Below are 23,633 nucleotides of genomic sequence, written 5' to 3'. Positions count from 1 at the left end.
CCTTTTATGCGTATTGTTAAGCTGTCACCGCAGTCACTCGCGTTTCCCTCGCCAGAGGGCGCACTGCGCGATCCTAACGGCCTGCTGGCCATTGGCGGCGACCTGACGGCGCCGCGTTTGCTGGCCGCCTATGAGCGCGGTATCTTCCCCTGGTTCTCGCCGGGGGAAGCCATTCTGTGGTGGTCACCTGACCCACGTGCAGTGTTATTCCCGGCGCAATACCATATCAGCCGCAGCCTGAAACGCTTTCTGAGCGGCAATCCGTTTCGCATTACGCTAAATCACGACTTTGCAGCGGTGATTGCCGCCTGCGCCGATCGGCCGCATGAGGGCACCTGGATAGGCCTGGAGGTGCAGCGCGCCTATCTGCATCTGCACCGCCTCGGCCTCGCTCATTCAGTCGAGGTATGGCAGGGTAAAGAGCTGGTAGGCGGCATGTACGGCGTGGCGCAGGGCGCGCTGTTCTGCGGCGAATCGATGTTTAGTCGCACCACCAACGCCTCCAAGTGCGCGCTATTGGCTTTTTGTCGGCATTTTGCCGCTTATGGCGGAGAATTGATTGACTGTCAGGTGCTTAACGCTCACACTGCCACGCTGGGAGCGAGAGAAATCCCCCGCCGCCAATTTTTACAGCAGCTCAGTAATCTCCAGCGCAAGCCGTTAGCACCGGAATGCTGGGCAGCGCAAGTCTTACCCCCACAGCAGGCTGAACCACCCTCCCCAACAAACTAATTTTGCGGAAACGGTGCAATGTTCACCGACACGTCTTTACATAATGTGGGTTTTTCGGCATTATCTTGCCGGTTAAAAACTAAGGTAGTTAGACCTAGAGGATTCGATGGCCAAAGAAGACAATATTGAAATGCAGGGCACCGTTCTTGATACGCTGCCGAACACCATGTTCCGCGTTGAATTGGAAAACGGGCACGTGGTAACCGCACATATCTCCGGTAAAATGCGTAAAAACTACATCCGCATCCTGACGGGCGACAAAGTCACTGTAGAGCTGACCCCGTACGACCTGAGCAAAGGCCGCATTGTCTTCCGTAGCCGTTAATCGGCTCACTCGTCGCCAGCCGATGGCGGCACCGAGGATGTAACCCCTCCGGAGCCCTTTCCGTTTACCCCCGTAGCAACGTTCAACATCGAGTTGCAAGAGCGCAGGTAAACCGAGAGGGCTCAGTCATTTTTGTAGTGGTGATGACAGATTTTCACCCATAAAAAAAGCGATGCCGAAGCATCGCTTTTTCATTATCTGCATCTGGCCGGCCTTTAGTGCACCGCACCTTCATCCGCTTTGCGTTTCTGAGCGCTGAGGAAGTGGTAAGTCAGTTTCTGGTTGTCTTTGTCCAGCTCAACCTTCACCGAGCCACCGTCCACCAGTGAGCCGAACAGCAGTTCGTTGGCCAGCGGCTTCTTCAGGTTTTCCTGCATCACCCGCGCCATTGGGCGAGCGCCCATCGCACGGTCATAGCCTTTCACCGACAACCAATCACGCGCTTCGTCGCTCACTTCCAGCGACACGCCCTTCGCATCCAGCTGTGCCTGCAGTTCGACAATAAACTTATCGACAACCTGCTGGATCACCGTGGTCGACAGATGATTGAACCAAAGAATGTTGTCCAGACGGTTACGGAACTCCGGCGTGAACACTTTTTTGATCTCTTCCATCGCATCGGTGCTGTTGTCCTGCTGAACCAGACCGATCGATTTGCGTTCTGTTTCACGTACCCCGGCGTTGGTAGTCATCACCAGGATCACGTTGCGGAAGTCCGCCTTACGGCCGTTGTTATCGGTCAGGGTGCCGTTGTCCATGACTTGCAGCAGCAAATTGAACACATCCGGGTGCGCCTTCTCGATTTCATCCAGCAACACCACCGAGTGCGGATGTTTAAGCACCGCATCGGTCAGCAGCCCGCCCTGATCGTAACCGACGTAGCCCGGAGGCGCGCCAATCAGGCGGCTGACGGTATGGCGTTCCATATATTCGGACATGTCAAAACGCAGCAGCTTGATATCCATCGCCTTCGCCAACTGCACCGTCACCTCGGTTTTCCCGACGCCGGTTGGCCCGGCAAACAGGAAGGAACCGACAGGTTTGCGATCGTGGCCCAGGCCCGCACGGCTCATTTTGATTGCTTCGGTCAAGGCTTCGATCGCCTGATCCTGACCGAACACCAGCATTTTCAGACGGTCGCCCAGGCTTCTCAGCACATCGCGATCGCTTGCCGACACGGTTTTTTCCGGGATACGCGCAATGCGCGCAACCACGGACTCAATGTCCGCAACGTTGACGGTTTTCTTGCGTTTGCTGATCGGCATCAGCCGGCTGCGAGCGCCCGCCTCGTCGATCACGTCGATAGCCTTGTCCGGCAGGTGACGATCGTTGATGTACTTCACCGACAGTTCAACGGCCGCACGCACCGCCTTGGCGGTATAACGCACGTCATGGTGCGCTTCGTACTTGGTTTTCAGGCCGTTGATAATCTGAATGGTCTCTTCCGGCGTCGGCTCGGTAATGTCGATTTTCTGGAAGCGACGGGCCAACGCACGGTCTTTTTCGAAAATGTTGCTGAATTCCTGATAGGTGGTGGAGCCAATCACCCGGATCTTGCCGCTGGAGAGCAGCGGTTTGATCAGGTTGGCCGCATCCACCTGCCCACCGGAAGCCGCACCGGCCCCGATGATGGTGTGGATCTCATCGATAAACAGGATGCTGCTCTTGTCCTGCTCCAGCTGTTTCAGCAACGCCTTGAAACGTTTTTCGAAATCGCCGCGGTATTTGGTACCGGCCAGCAGCGAACCGATGTCCAGGGAATACAGCGTGCAATCCGCCATCACTTCAGGGACGTCGCCTTGCACGATACGCCAGGCCAGCCCTTCGGCAATGGCGGTTTTACCCACGCCGGACTCGCCGACCAACAGCGGGTTGTTTTTACGACGGCGGCACAGCACCTGAATAGCGCGCTCCAGCTCTGGGTCGCGGCCAATCAGGGGATCGATTCCGCCCACACGGGCCAACTGGTTGAGGTTGGTGGTGAAGTTTTCCATACGGTCTTCCCCTCCGGACTGCTCTTCGTTCACCGGGTTTTCCGCATTTGGCGCTTGGCCCGGCTCGTCTTTACGTGTGCCATGTGAAATGAAATTCACTACGTCAAGACGGCTGACGTCGTGTTTGCGCAGCAGATAAGCCGCCTGCGACTCCTGCTCGCTGAAAATCGCCACCAGCACGTTGGCACCGCTGACTTCGCTGCGGCCGGAAGATTGCACATGGAATACGGCACGCTGCAGCACGCGCTGGAAGCTTAGCGTCGGCTGAGTGTCGCGCTCTTCTTCGCTGGCAGGCAACGTCGGCGTGGTTTGTTCGATAAAGGCTTCCAGCTCCTGGCGCAAAGCGGCCAGGTCTACCGTACATGCCTCAAGCGCCTCTCGCGCGGCAGGGTTGCTGAGTAACGCCAGCAACAGGTGCTCCACGGTCATAAACTCGTGTCTGTGCTCACGCGCTCTGGCGAAAGCCATGTTGAGACTGAGTTCCAGTTCTTGATTGAGCATAAGCACCTCCCCAATAGTTGCCAAAATCTAGGCTTTTTCCAGCGTACAGAGCAACGGATGCTCGTTCTCCCTTGCATAACGGTTCACATGTACGACCTTGGTTTCCGCCACCTCGGCGGTAAAAACACCGCAGATCGCCTTGCCTTGATAGTGGACCGTGAGCATCAGTTGCGTTGCACGTTCAATATCATAAGAAAAGAACTTTTGCAGAACGTCAATCACAAATTCCATCGGTGTGTAATCGTCGTTGTTAAGTATAACTTTATACATAGACGGCGGTTTTACCGCATCGATTTGTTTTTCTTCGGCCAAGTGTTCAAAATTTAGCCAATCGTTGTTATTGCCCATTGCTGCTCATCTTCTCTGCTCTGTCCTCTGATATGGGGACAGGTTCCGGTTATTCAAAGTGGGGTATCACTACTATTTTATCATCTTCGTCATCATCTCGCCGTACTGGAACGTGCGCAAAAATCTCTGACAAATTGTTACCAAACAATGTCAATAGCGTTAACTGCTTCAAACTTTGATGAACTGCTTCCTGCGGACAAAAGCCGATCCCTTGACGTGATGATCATTTGCTCTAGAGTGTAAATTCGTGAGCTGGTGGTCTTTTAACCGCCCCGTGCTCATCTGCTACCTGCCTTTGGCGGGTGCGAATTCAGTTATTCATCTCACCTAAAATAGCGTTGCGAGGGATGTAAAAGCATGGAGACGGGTACTGTTAAATGGTTCAACAACGCCAAAGGGTTTGGGTTTATCTGTCCTGAAGGCGGCGGCGAAGACATATTCGCCCATTATTCAACGATTAAAATGGATGGGTACAGGACACTAAAAGCCGGCCAACAGGTCAGTTTTGACGTGCACCAAGGGCCAAAAGGGAACCATGCGAGTCTTATTGTGCCGCTGGAAAGCGAGGCACTGGCCTAAACGCTGTTGCAGAGCCAGCCTAAAGCAACCCGCTAAAAATGCCAGCCGCCGTATGACTGGCATTTTTTATTATACGCTATGAATGTCAAGTTGCCGCTAATCACGCCGCAGCGCCAAATACCACGGAGATAGGTTATTACTCGCGCGCCAGTGCATCGATCGGGTTAAGCCGGGCAGCACTGCGTGCAGGCAGATAACCGAACACCACGCCAATACCGGTAGAGCACAAAAACGCGCTCAACAACGCCGCCGGCGGGAAGTTAATCTGCCAACCTGGCAGCACCAGTTGCACCAGCAACCCGATGGCGAAGGACAGTGTAATCCCCAGGGCACCGCCAACCAGGCACACCAGCACCGCTTCGATCAAGAACTGCTGCAATACGTCGCCGGAACGGGCGCCCACCGCCATACGGATGCCAATCTCACGCGTACGCTCCGTTACCGACACCAGCATGATATTCATCACGCCGATCCCGCCGACCACCAATGAAATCACCGCCACCAGCGTCAGGAACAGCTGCAGCGTGCGTGTGGTTTTCTCCGCGGTCTGCACCAGGCTGTCCATGTTATAGGTGAAGAAGTCTTTCTTGCCATGACGCAGCGTCAGCAAACGCGTCAACTGCTGCTCCGCTTCCTGGCTATTGTAATCGTCACGGATACGCACAGTGATCGAATCAAAATAGGCATTGCCCATCAGCCGGTTGGCCATGGTGCTGTAGGGAACCCAAACGTTCAGCGTCTTGCTGCTGCCGAACATCGACTGCTTCTCCTTTGCCACCCCGACCACCGTTGCCGGCATGTTACCCACCAAAATCACCTCACCCACCACGTTCTTCTGATGCGGGAACAGCCGGCGCTGGGTGTTGGCGTCGATAACCACCGTTTGCGACTGCGATTGCACCTGGAACGGATCAATACCGGCCCCTTGGGTGAAGGTCATGCCGTAGACGCGGAAAAACTGCTCGCTGACCCCGGTCACATTGGCCGCCACATCGACGTTGCCCAACCGCAGTCGCATGCTGCTGGCGATGGTCGGTGACAGTGCGCTGATATAAGGCTGCTCACGCAACGCATCAAGATCATCATATTTCAACGACTGACGAAAGGTGGGATCGTCGTCGCCAAAGTCTTTGCCGGGGTAAATATCCACCGTATTGGTGCCGATGGATTTGATATCCGCCAACACCATCTGCTTGGCGGCGTCGCCGATCACCAGGATCGAGACCACCGAAGCGATACCGATAATAATGCCCAACATGGTGAGCGCAGTGCGCATTTTATTCGCCGCCATCGCCCGCCACGCCATCACCAGCGCCTCGCGGAAGCGGCCGGCCATCTGCTGCCACGACGGTGCCGGCGCGACCAGTTCCAGCGGTTTGGCATTCGGATTGCCCTGCTGCTCCGGGCGTGAGTCGGCAATGATCTCGCCGTCGCGGATTTCAATGATCCGCTCGGCCTGCCGAGCGACAGCCGGATCGTGAGTCACGATGATCACCGTATGCCCCTGCTCACGCAGTTGCTTGAGGATAGTCATCACCTCTTCACCGGAATGACTGTCGAGGGCACCGGTCGGCTCATCCGCCAGGATCACCTGGCCGCCGTTCATCAGCGCGCGGGCGATACTGACGCGCTGCTGCTGACCGCCGGAAAGCTGGCTCGGCCGGTAGCTCACGCGTTCACTCAACCCAAGGCGCTGCAGCAGCGCTACCGCCCGTTCCCGCCGCGCTGTCTTGCCCAGCCCGGCGTAGACCGCCGGCACCTCGACGTTATGCGCCGCGCTCAGATGAGGCAGCAAATGGTATCGCTGGAAGATAAAACCAAAATGCTCGCGCCGTAGCCGGGCCAAGGCATCGCCATCCAGCGTCGCCACATCCTGGCCTGCCACCCGGTACACGCCGGCGCTGGGCTTATCCAGACAGCCGAGAATGTTCATCAGCGTAGACTTGCCAGAACCGGAAGCACCCATGATTGCCACCATTTCACCGGCGTCGATGCTCAGGCTCACGTCTTTCAACACATCCACCGTCTGATCGCCCGACTGATAACTGCGACGGATACCGCTCAGTTGTAACAACGCCGCCATCAGTTGGCCTCCGAGCCGCCGCGGCTGACAATAACGTCATCCCCGATGCTCAAGCCGTTCGTAATTTGTACGTCAATATTATTACGCAGACCTATGGTCACCTCGCGTTTCTCTTCCTTGCCCTGTTTCAATACCGCAACGTGGTAACGGTTATCGGCGATTTGGTCGCCCAGCGCCGCCAGAGGAATGACCTGCGCCTGGCTGACGCCGGCCAGTTGAATATGCACCTGCGCCGTCATCTGCAGACGCAGCAGGCCTTCAGGGTTCGGCACTTCGAAACGCGCATAGTAAAAGATGGCGTTGTTAACCTTTTCCGGCGTCGGCTGAATGTCTTTCAGCACACCGTCAAAACGCCGGTTAGGATCGCCCAACACGGTAAACCAGGCCTTCTGACCCGGTTTGAGGCTGATAACATCCGCTTCCGAGACCTGCGCTTTCACCAGCATGGTGCTGAGATCCGCCAACGTCAGAATGTTCGGTGCCTGCTGCGCGGCGATCACCGTCTGGCCTTGCAGCGTGGTGATCTGCACCACATCGCCGTCCATCGGTGCTTCAATACGGGTAAATGCCAGATTGATTTTAGCGGTGTCCAGGCTGGCCTGATTGCGGGCAATCTGCGCATTGATGGTGCCGACCTGCGCCTTCTTCACCGCCAGTTGCGTCGCCGCCTGATCCAGATCCTGGCGCGATACCGCTTGCAACTTCGCCAGTGCCTGATTGCGCTGCAGCGTCACCGCCGCCAGTTGTTGTTCGGCCTGGGCCTGTTGCAGCTGAGCGTGCAATTCACGCAGCGTCGCCTCACCCTCGCGGATACTGTTTTGTGCCTGCTGCGGATCGATTACACCAAGCAACTGGCCTTTTTTCACCTTGTCGCCAATCTCAACATACAGACTTTCCAACTGCCCGCTGACCTGCGCACCAACGTCAACCTTGCGCACCGCGTCAAGCTGGCCGGTCGCCAACACATTTTGCTGCAGGTCGCGCTTGGCCACCTTCACCGTTTTAAACTGGGTTGGCGCCGGGCGGCTGAAATGCCAGATCGCCAGCGCGGCGATCGCCGCCACGACGATCAGTGCGATGCCCCAGCGTCGCTTATGTCCTTTAAACATCATTAACACCATCATCCTTTTGTTTTTTATCACTTACTTCAAATAACCCAGGCGGTTTACCCGGCATCTCATCCGGTTTAAATCCGTGATTCATCATGCCCATAATAAGTTGAACGGGATTATAACCTTCCAGGTCTTTGTACGCATTAAGTCAGAATTAAGAGCAAACCATGGAGGAAACTGGCCGCAATAGATGAAATTATCCCCGGCATCTCCAACTACTTAAACTCAAAAACATCCGATAAACGTTGCGGCAGAGAATGATTTGGGGAAAGCAACCTGGCCGCTCGTTTTAGCACGAGACAGCTCTTCGCAAGAAGGTAATTTCAGGCGGAAACGGGGCAAAATCGCCGTGTACAGCAATAGGGTGTAACTAAACCTTAGCTCAACACAATGTGGAGACACCCTTGGTTACAGTTAGGCATTGAACTCCCGTTTAGCGAAAGCTTGCTGAAATAGCGCTATTCGACACTGCCAAGGATTTCATCATGTCTCAGCTCAGCTATCCACTCGTATCTGCACGCCCGCTTAACGGTTGGCAACTGATGACGGCGCTGATTAATGGCGATATGGCGCCGAGTAATGCCTGGAAAAAAACCTCATTCCGCCTGAAATTTATCAGCCGCTCGCTGTTTTGCTGGCGCACTACCGGCGCCCTGCTGAACACGCTGGCGTCCAATCCTCTGCGGGATGAAATTCTGAGTGCACAGCCCAATCTGCCCTGCAAGCTGCATCGCCCCTATCTGGCGGCAAACATGAACAAGATCGAGTGCCTGTTCGCTCTGCGCGATCACTACGCTCTCAGCGCGCAGCGCATGCCGCTGAAAATGCGTATCGGTCATCTGAAGAACCCCTTTGTGCTGGCCACCGCCAGCGGCAAAAGCGGCGAATCGGTTTCGCTGGAACTGTCGGCCATCGATCATTTGAACAAAGAAGGGGAAGCCACCCTGCTGCTGCGTAACGCCAGCGGCATTATGCTGGCGGAAATCACCTTTGTGCTGATGCACTATCAGCAACAGCCAACGCTGTTCATCGGCGGCTTGCAGGGAGCCAACCACCAGGTGCCGCACGCGGAAATCCAGCACGCCACCAAAGAATGTCACGGGCTGTTTCCGAAACGGCTGGCGCTGGAAGGCATCTGCACGCTGGCTCACCATCTGGGCATCCGGCAAATAGTGGCGGTTGGCAATACCACCCATATCTATCAGAATTGGCGTTATCACAGTAAAAAGAAAGATCAACTGCACGCCGATTACGATCAGTTCTGGAGTTCAATGGGCGGCAAGATGCTCGACAGCGGCTACTTCCTGCTGCCGGAGCGCATCACGCGTAAACCGATCGATGAGGTGGTCAGCAAGAAACGGGCGGAATACCGCCGTCGTTATCAATTGCTGGATGAACTGGAGCAGGGAATGGCTGAACATTTCAGTACCCGATAAGACTGCCGGGCGCCTAATCCGCCCGACCGCGCGCCAGCCAGATCACACGCGAGAACATTTTCTTCAGCAGTGGCGGCACGGAATCGGTGCCCCACTCGCCGGCCTGCATCGCCACTTCGATAGCCAAATCGGGTTTCGAAGAGTGATGCACCGCCTTCAGGATCACCTTGCGTATCGGCATCTGAGCATTGATCGGCACAGAGGCTACGCGGTGATAAACCGGGCTGAACCCCTCGCGGAACATAAAGTGCTCCATATCCGGCGCCGGCAGCGCGGTCAGGCGGTCACGCTCGCTGTCGCCGTGGTTATCCAGCAAACTGCGCACGGTGTTGGCGTATTTCTTCCCGGCCTCGTCGCCGTCCACCAGCGCATGCCATTCAATGCCCATGCGGCGAGCAAACCTCAGCAACGGCTTCAGGCCGCACTGAGCGAATTCAATCACCCGCACCCCTTCCGCCTCAAAGTGATAGCCGCACTGGCGCGCCAGTTCGCTCAGCAGCCAAACCTCTGTCTCGCCTTCCACTAACAGCCAACAGCGGGCAAACAGCGATGACGGCCGGTTAAAGCGAATATGAAAAGCAATCCGCCGCCCATCCTCCGGCCCCAACCCGCGTGGCCCAAGACGATAGGTGGCAACCCGTCCCGACTCGCGCACCAGCCGGCAAACGTGTTCCACCGGAACCAGCGACACCAGCTCACTGGAATTGGTGGTGGTGATGCGCTGCAGCGGCAGCTGGTTTAGCAGCCCCCAGGCCACCGACAGCATGATCGGGTGCAGCCGGGTTTCCGGGTCTTCCACCAACAGCAACGGCCGGGCGTGCGGATCCAACTTGACGTTGCCCTTGGCCTGCAGCAGCGTAGAAAACATGCCCAGCAAAATCAGCCGCATGCTGCGGCTGTTCGGCTCAGCGACCATACGGTTGATGCTGTCCAGCGAACGCCACGCCTGCTGATCCTGATCTTGATCCAACCGGTGCCTGCGCGGGCGCGCCACCTGCGATCCCTGCTCAGCGAAGTAGTGTTCCAACAGTTGCTGCATCGCCGCCAGCCCCTGACGCAGCTCGGCGTTAGTCAACTTTTGCGGATTGCGCACCAGTTCACGCGTCAGCTGATCCAACTGCTGGGCCAGCGCCTGATTATCCGCAGGGTGCTCGTCATTGAGCGTGCTGGGCCGCAGGCGGCGAATAAAACGCGCATCGCGCAAACGCAATACCGGGTGAATACGGATAATGGCGTGCGCCAGCTGTTCAATGTGATGCAGTTGTATCGCATTGCCCTCGGCGTCCAAAAAACTGCGCCAGGTGCACACCGTATCGTCATCGGCCAGTTCGCCTTCGCAACGGTAATAAATACGGTTCAGATTATCATCGCCCTTGACCCACAGCGGCGACAGGTGGCGATACCGCGGGAGATGAGCGTGCCCGAGGTCTTTCTCGCAAAAGGTAAACACCACCTGCAAATGCCGGTCTTTGGCCGCCTCTTCGCCGGGAGGAAAATGGAAGTCGTGCACTTCAAAACGGTAGAGCTGTTGCTCCGGCGCCAGCAGCAGGGTCAGCGCGTCAAGCAGGCTGGATTTACCCCAGGCGTTTTCGCCGAGCAGCAGCGTGTTGTCGTCCAGCATCAGGGACAGCCGATTAATGCCGCGGAAACCTACAATCTCGATACGCTCTAAGAACATCTGCCGCCTCCCGTGCGTGCCGTCACCGTCCTCAATGAAGGTGACCTTTCCAGAGCATGGTCAAAAAACCCCTTGCAGGTCAAGCAGACTGCATCAAATCTGCCGCTTTACTCCGGCCATCGTTTTGGTTAGCGTGTGGGCCTCGTCGGTCATCCGCGCACCGCCCCCAGAACAAAGGACGTAAGCTTCACCATGTATTCAGGACTGTTGATTATTCTGTTACCGCTGATTGCCGGTTATCTCATCCCCTTGCGCAGCCGAACGTTACTCCAGGCCATCAACCGTCTGCTGAGCTGGATGGTTTACGTGATCCTGTTTTTTATGGGTATCAGCCTGGCATTTCTGGAGGATTTGAGCAGCAACCTGTTGCTGATATTCCAGTACGCCACGGTGTTTTTCCTGTGCATCTTGGCCGCCAGCTTGCTGATGCTGACGCTGCTGGAACGCAAAATGCCCTGGCGCAACAGCCATAAACAGGAACGGCTGCCTTCGCGCCTGCATATGGCGCTGGAATCATTCAAACTGTGCGGCGTGGTGCTCGGCGGTTTCCTGCTCGGTCTGACACAGTGGCAGTGGCTGCAGTTTGCCGGAAAGGGCAGTGAATATGCGTTGATTTTCCTGCTGCTGCTGGTGGGTATTCAACTGCGCAACAGCGGCATGACGCTGCGTCAAATCGTGATTAACCGGCGCGGCATGATGGTGGCGGTGGTGGTGACGATCAGCGCACTGGCCGGCGGCGCGCTGGCGGCACAGCTGCTGGGGCTGCCGATCAAAGCCGGGCTGGCGATGGCTTCCGGTTTCGGCTGGTATTCGCTTTCCGGTATTCTGATCACCGACGCTTATGGTCCGGTACTGGGCAGCGCGGCCTTCTTTAACGATCTGGCGCGCGAGTTGGTGGCAATTATGCTGATCCCGACCCTGGTACGCCGCAGCCGTTCCTCGGCGCTGGGCCTGTGCGGCGCCACCTCGATGGACTTTACCCTGCCGGTGTTACAGCGCAGCGGCGGATTGGAAATGGTGCCGCCCGCCATCGTGCACGGGTTCCTGCTGAGCCTGTTGGCGCCGGTACTGATCGCCCTGTTCTCGTGATTTCTTCCGGGGGCTATGCCCCCGTAAAGCGTAATAATTCCCATCCGCAGGGTAAAATTGCGCTAAATCAAACTTGCCCACAGTAGTACCACAAAAGCCTTTTTAAGCCTCGGTTGCCGATCTATGCTCATAAACAAGCATTATAAATGCAACTTTAAAAAAGGAAGCGATTATGTTCTGTGTGCAATGTGAACAAACCATCCGTACTCCGGCAGGCAACGGCTGCTCGTATGCTCAGGGCATGTGCGGTAAAACGGCGGAAACCTCAGATCTGCAGGATCTTTTGGTAGCGGCGTTACAAGGGCTGTCCGCCTGGGCTCTGCTGGCTCGCTCGCTCGGGATTATCGATCACGAGATCGACAGCTTTGCTCCCCGCGCCTTCTTCTCCACTCTGACCAACGTTAACTTCGACTCTGATCGCATTGTCGGCTACGCGCGGGAAACCCTCCTCCTGCGTGACTCGCTGGCCACGCGCTGCCGGCTGCTGGATGCCGGCGCACACGTCGATCATCCGCTGGCCAGTCTGCAACTCGACGGCGACGACATGCCGACGCTGTTGCAGCAGGCGACGCAGTTCGCCCTCAACACCGACAAGGCCGAGGTGGGCGATGACATTCACGGCCTGCGCATGCTGTGCCTGTACGGCCTGAAAGGAGCGGCGGCCTATATGGAACACGCCCACGTGCTGGGCCAGTTCGACGACCAAATCTATGCCGATTACCACGCCTTTATGGCCTGGCTCGGCACCCAGCCGCGCGACGTGGATACCCTGCTGAACAACGCCATGGGTATCGGCAAAATGAACTTCAACGTGATGGCGATCCTCGATCACGGTGAAACCCAGGCCTATGGCGATCCGATCCCCAGTGCGGTGAATGTACGCCCGGTAGCGGGCAAGGCGATTCTGATCTCCGGCCACGATCTGAAAGATCTGCGCATGCTGCTGGAGCAAACCGAGGGTCAGGGCGTTAATGTCTATACCCACGGTGAAATGCTGCCGGCGCACGGCTACCCGGAACTGAAAAAATTCAAACATCTGGTCGGCAATTACGGCAGCGGCTGGCAGAACCAGCAAATCGAGTTCGCCAAATTCCCCGGCCCCATCCTGATGACCTCCAACTGCATTATCGATCCGAACGTCGGCAACTACGGCGATCGCATCTGGACACGCAGCATCGTTGGCTGGCCGGGCGTTAACCATCTGGAAGGGGAAGACTTCACCCGCGTGATCGCCCAGGCGCAGGGCATGAGCGGTTTCCCTTATACCGAGATCGAACATATGATCACCGTCGGCTTTGGCCGCCAGACGCTGCTCAACGCCGCCGATACGGTGATCGATCTGGTGGCGCAGAAGAAACTGCGCCACGTGTTCCTGGTCGGCGGTTGTGACGGCAGCCGCGATGAGCGCAGTTATTTCACCGACTTCGCCCGCAGCGTGCCGCAAGATTGCCTGATCATGACGCTGGCCTGCGGGAAATACCGCTTCAACAAACTGGACTTCGGCACGCTGGAAGGCCTGCCACGCCTGCTGGATGTCGGCCAATGCAACGACGCCTATTCCGCCATCATGCTGGCGGTCAAACTTTCCGAGACGCTTGGCTGCACGGTCAACGAACTGCCTCTCAGCCTGGTGCTGTCGTGGTTTGAGCAAAAGGCGATCGTCATCCTGCTGACGCTGTTGTCGCTGGGGGTAAAAAACATCGTCACCGGCCCGACCGCACCGGGCTTCCTGACCGACAACCTGATGGCGATCCTCTACGACAAGTTCGGCATGCGCCCGATCACCACCGTTGAGCAGGACCTGCAAGCCCTGCTCGGTTGATGCCGTTGTTTTTCGGGGCCGCGCCTATGCCGGCCCCTTTGCCTTTGAGGTGCTCTATGACCCAACCCACTCCCCTTTGCCCCAATCGCATGCAGGTACACTCTATCCGGCAAGAAACTGCCGACGTTTGGACGCTGAACCTGATCTGCGACGTTTTTTACCCTTATCAGGCCGGCCAGTTTGCGCTGGTCAGCATCCGTAATACCGAAGAAACGCTGCGCGCCTATACGCTGTCTTCTTCGCCCGGCCAAAGCCGTTTTCTCAGCATCAGCGTGCGCTGCCTGCCGGACGGCGCGGGCTCGCGCTGGCTGACGCAGGAGGTCAAACCCGGTAACACCCTGTGGCTGTCCGATGCGCAGGGAGAGTTCAGTTGCGAACGGCATCCGGCCGATCGTTACCTGATGCTGGCGGCCGGCTGCGGCGTTACGCCGATTATCTCCATGTGCCGCTGGCTGGTAGCCAACCGTCCGGCCTGCGATATTGCCGTGATCTTTAACGTACGCACCCCTGCCGATACGATTTTTGCCGAACAATGGCGCGAGTTGTGCGCCGCGCATCCTCAACTGCAACTGACGCTGATGGCCGAACAGGATGCTCAGCCGGGCTACCTCTGCGGGCGGATAACGTTAGAAACCTTGCGACAGGCCGCGCCGGATATTGTCGAACGTACGGTGATGACCTGCGGCCCCGCGCCTTACATGACGCAGGTGGAGCAGCTTTGCCGCCAGCTTGGCGTGCCGGCAACCCGCTTCCACAAAGAACAGTTCCATACGCCGGCGGAAACGGACTCCGGGCAAGGCGAAGGGCTAACGCTGCGCGCCGCCCGGCCGCTGCGCGAGTTCCGCGTACCGGTCGGCAGCACGCTGCTGGCAGCGATGGAGGCCCACGCGCTGCCGGTCAACGCCGCCTGCCGCGCCGGGGTGTGCGGTTCGTGCAAAACCCGCATCCTCGACGGTGACTACACCACCACCAGCAGCATGACGCTCACCCCGGCCGAGATCGCCCAAGGGTATGTGCTGGCATGCAGTTGTCAGTTGCAGGGCGACGTCACCCTCGCCTGATGCTTGCTGCCCCATCTCGCCGATGGGGCATTTATCGGCAAGCACGTCCCGTACACCCCTTCTACACTTTCCCCTGTTCCGTGCGTTTTATTACGTCCATCTGAAAAAGACTTAACGATTCATACCCACTGGATTTCAAGTCGCAGCCCACAACGCTGTGGCGTGAAAGATGACGGGTATCTTTATAATTGGGGGAACTATGAAGCAAACCGTAGCCACACTGGTCGCCAAAACGCTGGAGCAGGCTGGCGTGAAACGCATTTGGGGCGTCACCGGCGATTCGCTCAACGGCCTTAGCGACAGCCTGCACCGCATGGGCACCATCGAATGGCTGGGCACACGCCACGAAGAAGTGGCCGCGTTTGCCGCCGGCGCAGAAGCTCAGCTCACCGGCCAGTTGGCGGTTTGCGCCGGCTCCTGCGGCCCGGGCAACCTGCACCTGATCAACGGCCTGTTCGACTGCCACCGCAACCACGTGCCGGTATTGGCGATTGCCGCGCATATTCCCTCCAGCGAAATCGGCAGCGGTTATTTCCAGGAAACCCACCCGCAAGAACTGTTTCGTGAATGCAGCCATTACTGTGAACTGGTCTCCAATCCGGAACAGCTGCCCCAGGTGCTGGAAATCGCCATGCGCAAGGCGATCCTAAATCGTGGCGTGTCGGTGATCGTGCTGCCGGGCGACGTGGCGCTGCGCATGGCGCCGGAAGACGCCAGCATGGTCTGGCATACCCCGGCACTGCCGCTGGTACAACCGCCGATGAGCGAACTGAACAAGCTGGCGGCCATACTGAATCAGGCGAAGAACATCACGCTGATGTGCGGCAGCGGCTGCGCCGGCTCGCATGACGAAGTGGTCAGGCTGGCCGAGCTGCTGCAAGCGCCGGTGGTGCACGCACTGCGCGGCAAAGAGCATATCGAATGGGACAACCCGTACAGCGTCGGCATGACCGGGTTGATCGGCTTTTCGTCCGGCTACCACGCGATGATGAATGCCGATACCCTGGTGCTGCTCGGCACCCAGTTCCCGTACCGCGCGTTCTACCCGACCAACGCCAACATCATTCAGATCGACATCAACCCCGGCAGCATCGGCGCGCATTGCCCGGTCAACATGGCGCTGGTGGGCGATATCCACACCACCCTCACCGCCCTGCTGCCGCAACTGGAACCGAAGAGCGACCGCGCGTTTCTTGACAAGGCGCTGGAGCACTACCGCACTGCGCGCAAGGATCTCGATGGGCTGGCGAGCGCCAATGACGATCAACCGATCCACCCACAGTATCTGGCGCAGCAGATCAGCCAATACGCCAACGACGACGCTATCTTCACTTGCGACGTCGGCACACCGACAGTGTGGGCTGCACGCTACCTGAAAATGAACGGCAAACGCCGCCTGCTGGGTTCGTTCAACCACGGTTCGATGGCCAACGCCATGCCGCAGGCCATCGGCGCACAGGCCACCGAGCCGGGCAAGCAGGTGCTCGCCCTGTGCGGCGACGGCGGATTTACCATGCTGATGGGGGATTTTCTGTCGCTGACGCAGTTGAAATTGCCGGTCAAGATTGTGATCTTCAACAACAGCGTGCTGGGTTTTGTGGCCATGGAAATGAAGGCTGGCGGCTACCTGACCGACGGCACCGATCTGCACAACCCGGATTTTGCGGCGATTGCCAACGCTGCCGGCATCAAGGGCATTCGCGTCGAGAAGGCTTCGGATCTGGACGCTGCGCTGCAAGAAATGCTGGCGCACCCCGGCCCGGCACTGCTGGACGTAGTGACCGCCAAACAGGAACTGGCGATGCCGCCGCAGATCAAATTCGAACAGGCCAAAGGCTTCAGCCTGTATATGCTGCGCGCCATTATCAACGGCCGTGGCGACGAAGTGGTCGAACTGGCAAAAACCAATTGGTTACGTTAATAATCGTATCCTCTTTCCCATCACTATAACTATCCCCAATAGATTTCAAGTTGCAGCTAGGCGGCAAACATGTGAATCCCCAGGAGCTGACTCAAGTCAGTGACTGGGGTAAGCATGTGCAGCTAACAACGCTGCGGCTTGAAAGATGAAGGGGATAAAGGAATTGTATGCTTATCGATTTACGCAGTGATACCGTGACCCGCCCCTGCGCCGCCATGCGCCAAGCCATGGCGCAGGCCGAAGTGGGCGACGACGTTTATGGCGATGATCCCACGGTAAACGCGCTGGAGGCGGAAGCGGTTCGTCTGTCCGGCAAGGAAGCGGCGCTGTTTCTGCCGAGCGGCACCCAGGCCAACCTGGTGGCGCTGTTGAGCCATTGTCAGCGCGGCGATGAGTATATTGTCGGCCAGCAGGCGCATAACTATAAATACGAGGCCGGCGGCGCGGCGGTGCTCGGCAGCATCCAGCCGCAGCCGATTGAGGCGAACCCGGACGGCACCCTGCCGCTGGACAAGGTAGCGGCGGCAATCAAACCCGATGACATTCACTTCGCCAGAACACGTCTGCTGAGCCTGGAAAACACCATCAGCGGCCGCGTGCTGCCGCAGGAGTACCTGCAACAGGCCTGGCGCTTCACCCGCGAGCATCAATTGGCGCTGCACATCGACGGCGCGCGCATCTTCAATGCCGCCGTCGCGCTGAACCTGCCGCTGAAAGAGATTGTGCAATACTGCGACACCTTCACCATCTGCCTGTCGAAAGGGCTGGGCGCGCCGGTAGGCTCGCTGCTGTGCGGCAGTGAAGCCTTTATTCAGCGCGCCGTGCGCTGGCGCAAAATGACCGGCGGCGGCCTGCGCCAGGCCGGTATTCTGGCGGCAGCGGGTTTGTATGCGCTGGAGCATAACGTCGAACGGCTGCGCGATGACCACGACAACGCCAAATGGCTGGAACAGCAATTGCAGGGGATGGGCGTGGAAATTGCTGAGCCGGGCGCACAAACCAACGTGCTGTACCTGCGCCAATCGCCAGAGCTGGCGGCAAAGCTGGGGCCGTGGATGCGAGAGCGTGGCGTGCTGATCAGCAGCGGGCCGCTGACGCGCATTCTGACCCATCTCGACGTCAGCCGTCAGGATCTGCAGCAAGTCGTCGATTTATGGCGGGAGTTCCTCCGGTAGCATGCCTGACTTCTGACCCGAACGGGGCGCCACTGCGCCCCGCCTTCAGATAATCCAGCGGCCGTAAACCCAGTACCAGATCCCCAACGTCGCCACCAGGTTCAGCACCACGCTGAGGATGAACCAGGTTTTGAACGGCTGTTTCTGGGTTTTATGGCGAAACAGCTGCTGTGCGACTATCGCGCCAATCCATCCCCCCACCAGCCCAAACACCAACAAGGTGCTTTCCGGCACCCGTTGCCAACCCTTGCGCGCAGCAAACTTATCCGCGCCGTACACCAGCAACGTCAGCAGGTTGGCCAACAGCCACCACATCCCAATCGGATGCAGGAAAAACAGGCTGGCGATTAAAGCCAGGCCCAACAGGGCATAACAAACAGCATTCAGTTTCATATCATCCGTCTTATCGCAGGCAAACGGCGCGTAGTGTGACCCCGCCTCTTGGCGGATGCAACTCCCTCATAACCACACAAAAAGTGCATTTAAACGCCAGATTTGGCATTCTGTCACCGACTTTCACTGCATAAGGCAGCGCTGATGACCCCCCAACGCGTATTGGTTCTCGGAGCCAGCGGCTACATTGGCCAGAACCTGATCCCTCACCTGATCGAGCAGGGACATACCATTACCGCCGCCGCGCGCCGTCTGGAATGGTTGCAAGACCAGAACTGGCCGCAGGTTAACTGCCACTATGTCGACGTTTATCGCCCGGAAACCCTGGCCGCCGCGTTATGGGATATAGATACCCTTTATTATCTGATCCACGGTATGGGCGACGGTGATGACTTTATTGAAAAAGAACGCCAGGCGGCGGGAAACCTGCGCGATGCACTGCGCAGCTCCGGCGTCAAACAGGTCATTTTTCTCGGCGCCCTGCAGCCGGCCGGCGACAGTTCACCGCACCTGGTGGCCCGCAAGCTAACCGGTGAGATCCTGCGCCAAAGCGGCATCCCGGTCACCGAATTGCGCGCCAGTATTATCGTCGGCCCAGGTTCGGCGGCGTTCGAAGTGATGCGCGATATGGTCTACAACCTGCCGGTGCTGACACCGCCGCGCTGGGTGCGCTCTAAATCTTCGCCGGTGGCGCTGGAAAACCTGCTGGTGTATCTGGCCGACCTGCTGGCGCATCCGGCGGAAGAAAACCGCATTTTTGACGTCGCCGGGCCGGAATACATCAGCTACCAGACGATGTTTGAGCGTTTCATCAGGATCAGCGGCAAGAAGCGCTGGCTGATCCCCATTCCCCTGCCCACGCGCTTTATTTCAGTCTGGTTTATCAGCCTGATCACCTCCGTGCCCACTTCCATCGCCAGCGCGCTGATTCAAGGCCTGAACCACGATCTGCCCGCCGACGGCAAACCGTTGCAAGCACTGATCCCGCAAACGCTGCAAACCTTCGATGAGGCGGTACGCGAAACCCTGCGCCGCGAGAACGAGGTGGTCGACTCCGCCGATTGGGGCTACGATCCGGAGGCTCGGGCGCGCTGGCGGCCGGGCTACGGTTTCTATCCCAAGCAGGCGGGTTGCACGCTGGAAACCCACGCGTCCAGCCAGGCCTTGTGGCACGTGGTGCAGCAATTGGGCGGCAAAGAGGGGTATTTCTATGCCAACCTCCTGTGGCAGATCCGCGCCCGCATGGACGATATGATCGGCAATCGGGTGGTGTATGGCCGCCCGCCGCGCGATACGCTGGCGGTGGGCGATCTGGTCGACGGCTGGAAAGTGATCACCCACAAGCCGCTACGTCAACTGGCGCTCTTGTTCGGCATGAAAGCGCCCGGCCTGGGGCGTTTAACCTTCACTATCAAAGATCACGGCGATCGCCGCAGCCTTGATGTCCGCGCCTGGTGGCATCCCGCCGGTTTCAGCGGGTTACTGTACTGGTTCGCCATGATGCCCGCCCACCTGTTCATTTTTCGCGGCATGGCACGACGTATTGCGAAGCTGGCCGAAGAGCACGAACGCAATCGGCCGTGACCCGCGGCACGGCCGGATGTTCATTTGTCGATCAACCGCACAGTTTGCTGTTGCGGTTAGGCCCTTTCCGATTGCATAGCGCACGAAATCACGGAAGAATGGCATCTTATTTGCTGGGGTGCCGCTGACGGCCTTCAGCATTCTGATTTTTGGCGAGAATAGAGTTCGTTATGAAGGTATTGGTCACCGGTGCAACCAGTGGGTTAGGCCGTAACGCCGTTGAATATCTCCGCCGCCAGGGCATAAAAGTACGCGCCACCGGCCGTAACCAGGCCATGGGCAGTTTGCTGGAAAAAATGGGCGCGGAATTCATTCATGCCGATCTCACCAACCTGATCTCGTCGCAGGCCAAAGCGATGCTGGCCGAGGTGGACGTGCTGTGGCATTGCTCCAGTTTTACCTCCCCCTGGGGTACCGAAGAGGCGTTTGAGCTGGCCAACGTGCGCGCCACCCGTCGCCTGGGCGAATGGGCGGCGGCCTATGGCGTTTCGCAGTTTGTCCATATCTCTTCGCCGGCGATTTATTTCGATTATCATCACCATCGCAACATTACCGAAGATTTCCGGCCGGCACGCTATGCCAACGAGTTTGCGCGCAGCAAGGCCGCCGGCGAACAGGTGATCCAGCAACTGGCGCTGTCCAACCCGCAGACCCACTTCACCATCCTGCGCCCTCAGGGGCTGTTTGGCCCCCACGACAAGGTCATGCTGCCGCGCCTGCTGCAGATGATTAAGCATTATGGCAATCTGCTGCTGCCGCGCGGTGGCGAAGCCCTGGTGGATATGACCTATCTGGAGAACGCGGTACACGCCATGTGGCTGGCGACCCAAAAAGAAGATACGCCGTCCGGGCGCGCCTACAACATCACCAACCAGCAGGCGCGCCCGCTGCGCAGCGTGGTACAGCAGTTGATCGACGAACTGGGCATGAAATGCCGGATCCGCTCGGTGCCCTACCCGATGCTGGATATGATGGCACGCGGCATGGAGAAGCTCGGCAGTAAAAGCGAGAAAGAGCCGGTGCTCACCCATTATGGCGTCGCCAAGCTCAATTTTGATCTGACGCTGGACACCACCCGTGCGCAACAGGAGCTGAGTTATCAGCCGATTGTTTCGCTGGATGAGGGCATTACCCGCACCGCCCGCTGGTTGAAAGAGCACGGCAAGCTGTACGGCCTGTAATCAACGCGCCGCACCGTACTTCTGCAGCAACGCATCGACAATCGCCTCGCTTTCAGCATCCGGCTCACCGCGAAAATCGCTGGGCCGGAAGTGCATCTGGAACGCCGCCAGCAGGTTTCGCTGTTGCCGCGCATCCCACTGCGCATCGACGCCATAACCGTAGCGCGCCAGTTTTTCCAGCAGTGGCGCCAGCGGCACCGCCGTATGGCGGTCACGCCCCGCCAATCGCCTTTGCACCTCTGCCGCGTCCGGCCAGGCGCCGATCCCCGCCTCTGCCAGTTGCTGCCAGGGAAAGAGCGGGCCGGGATCCTGCTTACGTTGCGGCGCAATATCGCTGTGCCCCACCACGTCGGGCGACTGAATGCCGTAGCGCTGAATGATATCCCGGCTTAGCGGGATCAACAGCGCGATTTGCTCTGGCGTATACGGCTGCCAGCGGGTAAACAGCATGCGGCGGCTGAACCCGCGATTGACGATCTCAATACCTATCGAAGTGTCATTCAGGCTGGTACGACCGCGCCAATAGCTGGCCCCTGCGTGCCACGCGCGCAACGCTTCCGGCACCAGTTGAAAGGCAACCGGTTTGCCCTGCTCCCGCAGCGGATGTGCCGGCAGCAGGTAATGTGCACTGACGTGTTCATCCGTCAGGGTTTTCAACGAAGAATGAAAATCTTCCGCAGTGTAGTGCATCACCAGAAAACGGATGCGCTGGTCGGCGCCTTGCGCCTGATGCAGAGTTTCAAGCTGGTAGCCGCCGCGATCGACGGTGGTACCCTGCGGTGCAGTTTGGCAGCCGACAAGCAGCGTGGCGGCGATGATCCCTGGCCAAATTTTCACGTCTCCCTCCCCTGGGTCAGGTTCCCAAATTTGTAACTCAGGTTGATTAACTTGTATCCAATAATCAAGTTAATCAATAAATGATGACAGACCCGCCAGATGTGCAAGCGAGTATTGCTCAGCACTGGCAGCCCGCCCGACAGGTGTTAGCCTCATCATATTACCTGTGCTGAAATAAGCGAATAAACCATGCGCAAATCGAACTGTTTAACCGGGTTGATCTGTCTCGCTCTGCTGCCGCTCAGCGGTTGCGATCAGAAAAGTGTCGCCGGCGTCATGGGCGTAACCCCGCCCGCCGCGGCACCAGCCTATACGCCGCTAAGCGCCGATCAACTTTATCAGTTGGTGAGCCCGGTAGCCCTGTTTCCCGACAAGCTGCTGGCCCAGGTGTTGGCCGGTGCAGGTTACCCCGATCAGATCAGCGCCGCAGATAATTGGCTGGCGCAGAATCCTGGCCTGCAACCGGCAGCGCTCACCACGGCCGCAGACGCCCAACCCTGGGATCCCAGCGTACGCAGCCTGGTGCAATTCCCTGACGTACTGGACCAGATGGCAAAAAATATCCCCTGGACCAGCGCACTGAGCAATGCTTATGTCAACGATCCCACCGACGTAATGAACGCAATCCAGGTGATGCGCCAGCGCGCGGCGAATAAAGGCACGCTGAAGAGCTCGCCCCAGCAGCGGGTGGTGCTTGCACCGGCTACACACGCTCTCCAGCAGCAACCCTATCATCAAGCCGTGGTCACCGCGCCCGATCGTGTGATTGTGATTGAACCCAGCCAGCCGGATGTGGTTTATGTACCGCGTTACGATCCCTGGGTGGCCTACGGCGACGCGGTACCGGTCTATCCGGGTTATCACTATCGACCGGCCCCCGGCTACAGCGGTGGGGATATGCTGGCGGCCGGCGTTATCAGCTTTGGCGTCGGCATCGCGGTCGGCGCCTTGATCAATCAGCACAACAACAGCTGGCATAACTGGGATGTGCACTGGGGCGACCGGCGTCAACCGGTGATTTACAACAACGCGCCTTATATATCGCGCTCCACCACTGTGATTAACCGCGTCACCAATATCAATCAGTACAATAATGTGAACCGCACCAATACCCTGAATAACTACAATACGCGGGTGAATCAGGCGCCGCATTTCGCTCCGAGCATGCCAACGGTAGAACACCCGGCGCCGAATTTCGCCACCATGGCAAAACCGCACTTTGCCCCCCAGCAGGCAGGCAACGCTCATCCACCGGTAGGTATGCCGGCCTTCACCCATTCAGCGCCTCCGGCACCCCGCCCGGTAACGCAACCCACCGTCGTCCATCAGCCAATGAACACGCCAAACTTTAACCATTCTGTCCCTGTGGTAATGCCGCAACATCCGCACACGGCACCCCCAACGCAACATCAGGCGGATAACCGGGCAACGCATCAGCCTGCGCCATTGGCAGCGGTTCCTCATACGGCCTACGCGCCTTCACCGGCACTCAGGCCGGTGAATCATGCTATTGCGCCGCCGGTAATGAATAGACCGACGCCGATGCAACAGCATCAACCCCCGTTGCGTCAGCCGCAGGAGCAACACCCAATACCCGCGGCAAAACCACAGGAACAGCATCTGATACCCGCGGCAAAACCGCAGGAACAGCATCTGATACCCGCGGCAAAACCGCAGGAACAGCATCTGATACCCGCGGCAAAACCGCAGGAACATCGCCCGCTGAAGCCTGAAGAACACAAGGTGGGATAAATAGACTGCGCCCCGACAATTGCCGGGGCG

Annotated in this window: 19 protein-coding genes; 12 read left to right on the top strand and 7 right to left on the bottom strand. The window is 58.1% G+C overall.

What is annotated here, in order from left to right; all coding sequences use genetic code 11:
* The first annotated feature begins 6 nt into the window (after positions 1-6).
* Together aat and infA are read left to right on the top strand one after the other, a co-directional pair.
* On the top strand, positions 7-732 hold the full coding sequence (gene aat, locus JEM67_RS09165) for a leucyl/phenylalanyl-tRNA--protein transferase (RefSeq protein ID WP_199635161.1): 726 nt from the start codon (positions 7-9) through the stop codon (positions 730-732).
* Positions 733-838: 106 nt separating this feature from the next.
* Complete coding sequence (gene infA, locus JEM67_RS09160; RefSeq protein WP_002211347.1) at positions 839-1,057, top strand: translation initiation factor IF-1; 219 nt, start codon at positions 839-841, stop codon at positions 1,055-1,057.
* Positions 1,058-1,272: 215 nt separating this feature from the next.
* Here infA and clpA read toward each other — a convergent pair whose 3' ends face one another.
* Both clpA and clpS read right to left on the bottom strand, forming a co-directional pair.
* Positions 1,273-3,552 (bottom strand): ATP-dependent Clp protease ATP-binding subunit ClpA, encoded by a 2,280-nt coding sequence (clpA, locus tag JEM67_RS09155; RefSeq protein ID WP_013812275.1) that lies wholly within the window; start codon positions 3,550-3,552, stop codon positions 1,273-1,275.
* 27 nt (positions 3,553-3,579) lie between these two features.
* Positions 3,580-3,900, bottom strand: coding sequence for an ATP-dependent Clp protease adapter ClpS (gene clpS, locus JEM67_RS09150; RefSeq protein WP_004928347.1), 321 nt, complete (start codon positions 3,898-3,900; stop codon positions 3,580-3,582).
* Between the two features lie 357 nt (positions 3,901-4,257).
* Here clpS and cspD point away from each other — a divergent pair, with 357 nt between their 5' ends.
* Positions 4,258-4,479, top strand: a complete 222-nt coding sequence (cspD, locus tag JEM67_RS09145) for a cold shock-like protein CspD (protein ID WP_004942590.1) — start codon at positions 4,258-4,260, stop codon at positions 4,477-4,479.
* A 136-nt stretch (positions 4,480-4,615) separates the two neighbouring features.
* Here cspD and macB read toward each other — a convergent pair whose 3' ends face one another.
* Complete coding sequence (gene macB, locus JEM67_RS09140; protein WP_199635162.1) at positions 4,616-6,562, bottom strand: macrolide ABC transporter ATP-binding protein/permease MacB; 1,947 nt, start codon at positions 6,560-6,562, stop codon at positions 4,616-4,618.
* On the bottom strand, positions 6,562-7,674 hold the full coding sequence (gene macA, locus JEM67_RS09135; protein WP_013812273.1) for a macrolide transporter subunit MacA: 1,113 nt from the start codon (positions 7,672-7,674) through the stop codon (positions 6,562-6,564). Before macA ends, macB begins: the two co-directional genes overlap by 1 nt.
* A 485-nt stretch (positions 7,675-8,159) precedes the next feature.
* On the opposite strand from macA, the gene JEM67_RS09130 reads away from it, so the two are divergent.
* Positions 8,160-9,110: a VirK/YbjX family protein gene (locus JEM67_RS09130; protein ID WP_013812272.1), complete on the top strand. Its 951-nt coding sequence runs from the start codon at positions 8,160-8,162 to the stop codon at positions 9,108-9,110.
* A gap of 13 nt (positions 9,111-9,123) precedes the next feature.
* On the opposite strand, the gene JEM67_RS09125 is transcribed toward JEM67_RS09130, so the two are convergent.
* Entirely contained in the window at positions 9,124-10,788 is a 1,665-nt protein-coding gene (locus JEM67_RS09125) for an ATP-dependent endonuclease (protein ID WP_013812271.1), read from the bottom strand.
* 192 nt (positions 10,789-10,980) lie between these two features.
* Between JEM67_RS09125 and JEM67_RS09120 the strand changes: the two genes are divergently transcribed.
* From JEM67_RS09120 to ltaE, 5 genes are all read left to right on the top strand, one after another.
* Positions 10,981-11,877: a lysine exporter LysO family protein gene (locus JEM67_RS09120; protein WP_199635163.1), complete on the top strand. Its 897-nt coding sequence runs from the start codon at positions 10,981-10,983 to the stop codon at positions 11,875-11,877.
* Positions 11,878-12,049: 172 nt separating this feature from the next.
* Positions 12,050-13,699, top strand: a complete 1,650-nt coding sequence (hcp, locus tag JEM67_RS09115) for a hydroxylamine reductase (RefSeq protein WP_199635164.1) — start codon at positions 12,050-12,052, stop codon at positions 13,697-13,699.
* A 56-nt stretch (positions 13,700-13,755) separates the two neighbouring features.
* A complete protein-coding gene (gene hcr, locus JEM67_RS09110; RefSeq protein WP_199635165.1) occupies positions 13,756-14,760 on the top strand; it encodes an NADH oxidoreductase in 1,005 nt (334 codons plus the stop codon).
* A 199-nt stretch (positions 14,761-14,959) separates the two neighbouring features.
* Complete coding sequence (gene poxB / locus JEM67_RS09105; protein WP_199635166.1) at positions 14,960-16,681, top strand: ubiquinone-dependent pyruvate dehydrogenase; 1,722 nt, start codon at positions 14,960-14,962, stop codon at positions 16,679-16,681.
* Positions 16,682-16,848: 167 nt separating this feature from the next.
* Positions 16,849-17,856 (top strand): low-specificity L-threonine aldolase, encoded by a 1,008-nt coding sequence (gene ltaE, locus JEM67_RS09100; RefSeq protein ID WP_199635167.1) that lies wholly within the window; start codon positions 16,849-16,851, stop codon positions 17,854-17,856.
* 45 nt (positions 17,857-17,901) lie between these two features.
* On the opposite strand, the gene JEM67_RS09095 is transcribed toward ltaE, so the two are convergent.
* A complete protein-coding gene (locus JEM67_RS09095; RefSeq protein ID WP_013812265.1) occupies positions 17,902-18,249 on the bottom strand; it encodes a DUF1294 domain-containing protein in 348 nt (115 codons plus the stop codon).
* 144 nt (positions 18,250-18,393) lie between these two features.
* Here JEM67_RS09095 and JEM67_RS09090 point away from each other — a divergent pair, with 144 nt between their 5' ends.
* Together JEM67_RS09090 and JEM67_RS09085 are read left to right on the top strand one after the other, a co-directional pair.
* Positions 18,394-19,833 carry a DUF2867 domain-containing protein gene (locus JEM67_RS09090; protein WP_199635168.1) on the top strand — a complete coding sequence of 480 codons (1,440 nt, stop codon included), beginning with the start codon at positions 18,394-18,396 and terminating at the stop codon, positions 19,831-19,833.
* 170 nt (positions 19,834-20,003) lie between these two features.
* Positions 20,004-21,014 (top strand): NAD-dependent epimerase/dehydratase family protein, encoded by a 1,011-nt coding sequence (locus JEM67_RS09085; RefSeq protein ID WP_063202897.1) that lies wholly within the window; start codon positions 20,004-20,006, stop codon positions 21,012-21,014.
* Here JEM67_RS09085 and JEM67_RS09080 read toward each other — a convergent pair whose 3' ends face one another.
* Positions 21,015-21,851, bottom strand: a complete 837-nt coding sequence (locus tag JEM67_RS09080; RefSeq protein WP_199635169.1) for an N-acetylmuramoyl-L-alanine amidase — start codon at positions 21,849-21,851, stop codon at positions 21,015-21,017.
* Between the two features lie 189 nt (positions 21,852-22,040).
* Here JEM67_RS09080 and JEM67_RS09075 point away from each other — a divergent pair, with 189 nt between their 5' ends.
* The gene (locus JEM67_RS09075; RefSeq protein ID WP_199635170.1) at positions 22,041-23,603 is read left to right on the top strand and encodes a DUF3300 domain-containing protein; all 1,563 of its coding nucleotides are present in this window, start codon (positions 22,041-22,043) and stop codon (positions 23,601-23,603) included.
* Positions 23,604-23,633: the final 30 nt, after the last annotated feature.

Origin of the sequence: Serratia sp. PAMC26656, assembly GCF_016469055.2 — a bacterium.
GTDB lineage: Bacteria > Pseudomonadota > Gammaproteobacteria > Enterobacterales > Enterobacteriaceae > Serratia > Serratia plymuthica.
Note: the sequence above shows the minus strand (reverse complement) of the source record. Positions and strands in the feature narration are given on the sequence as shown.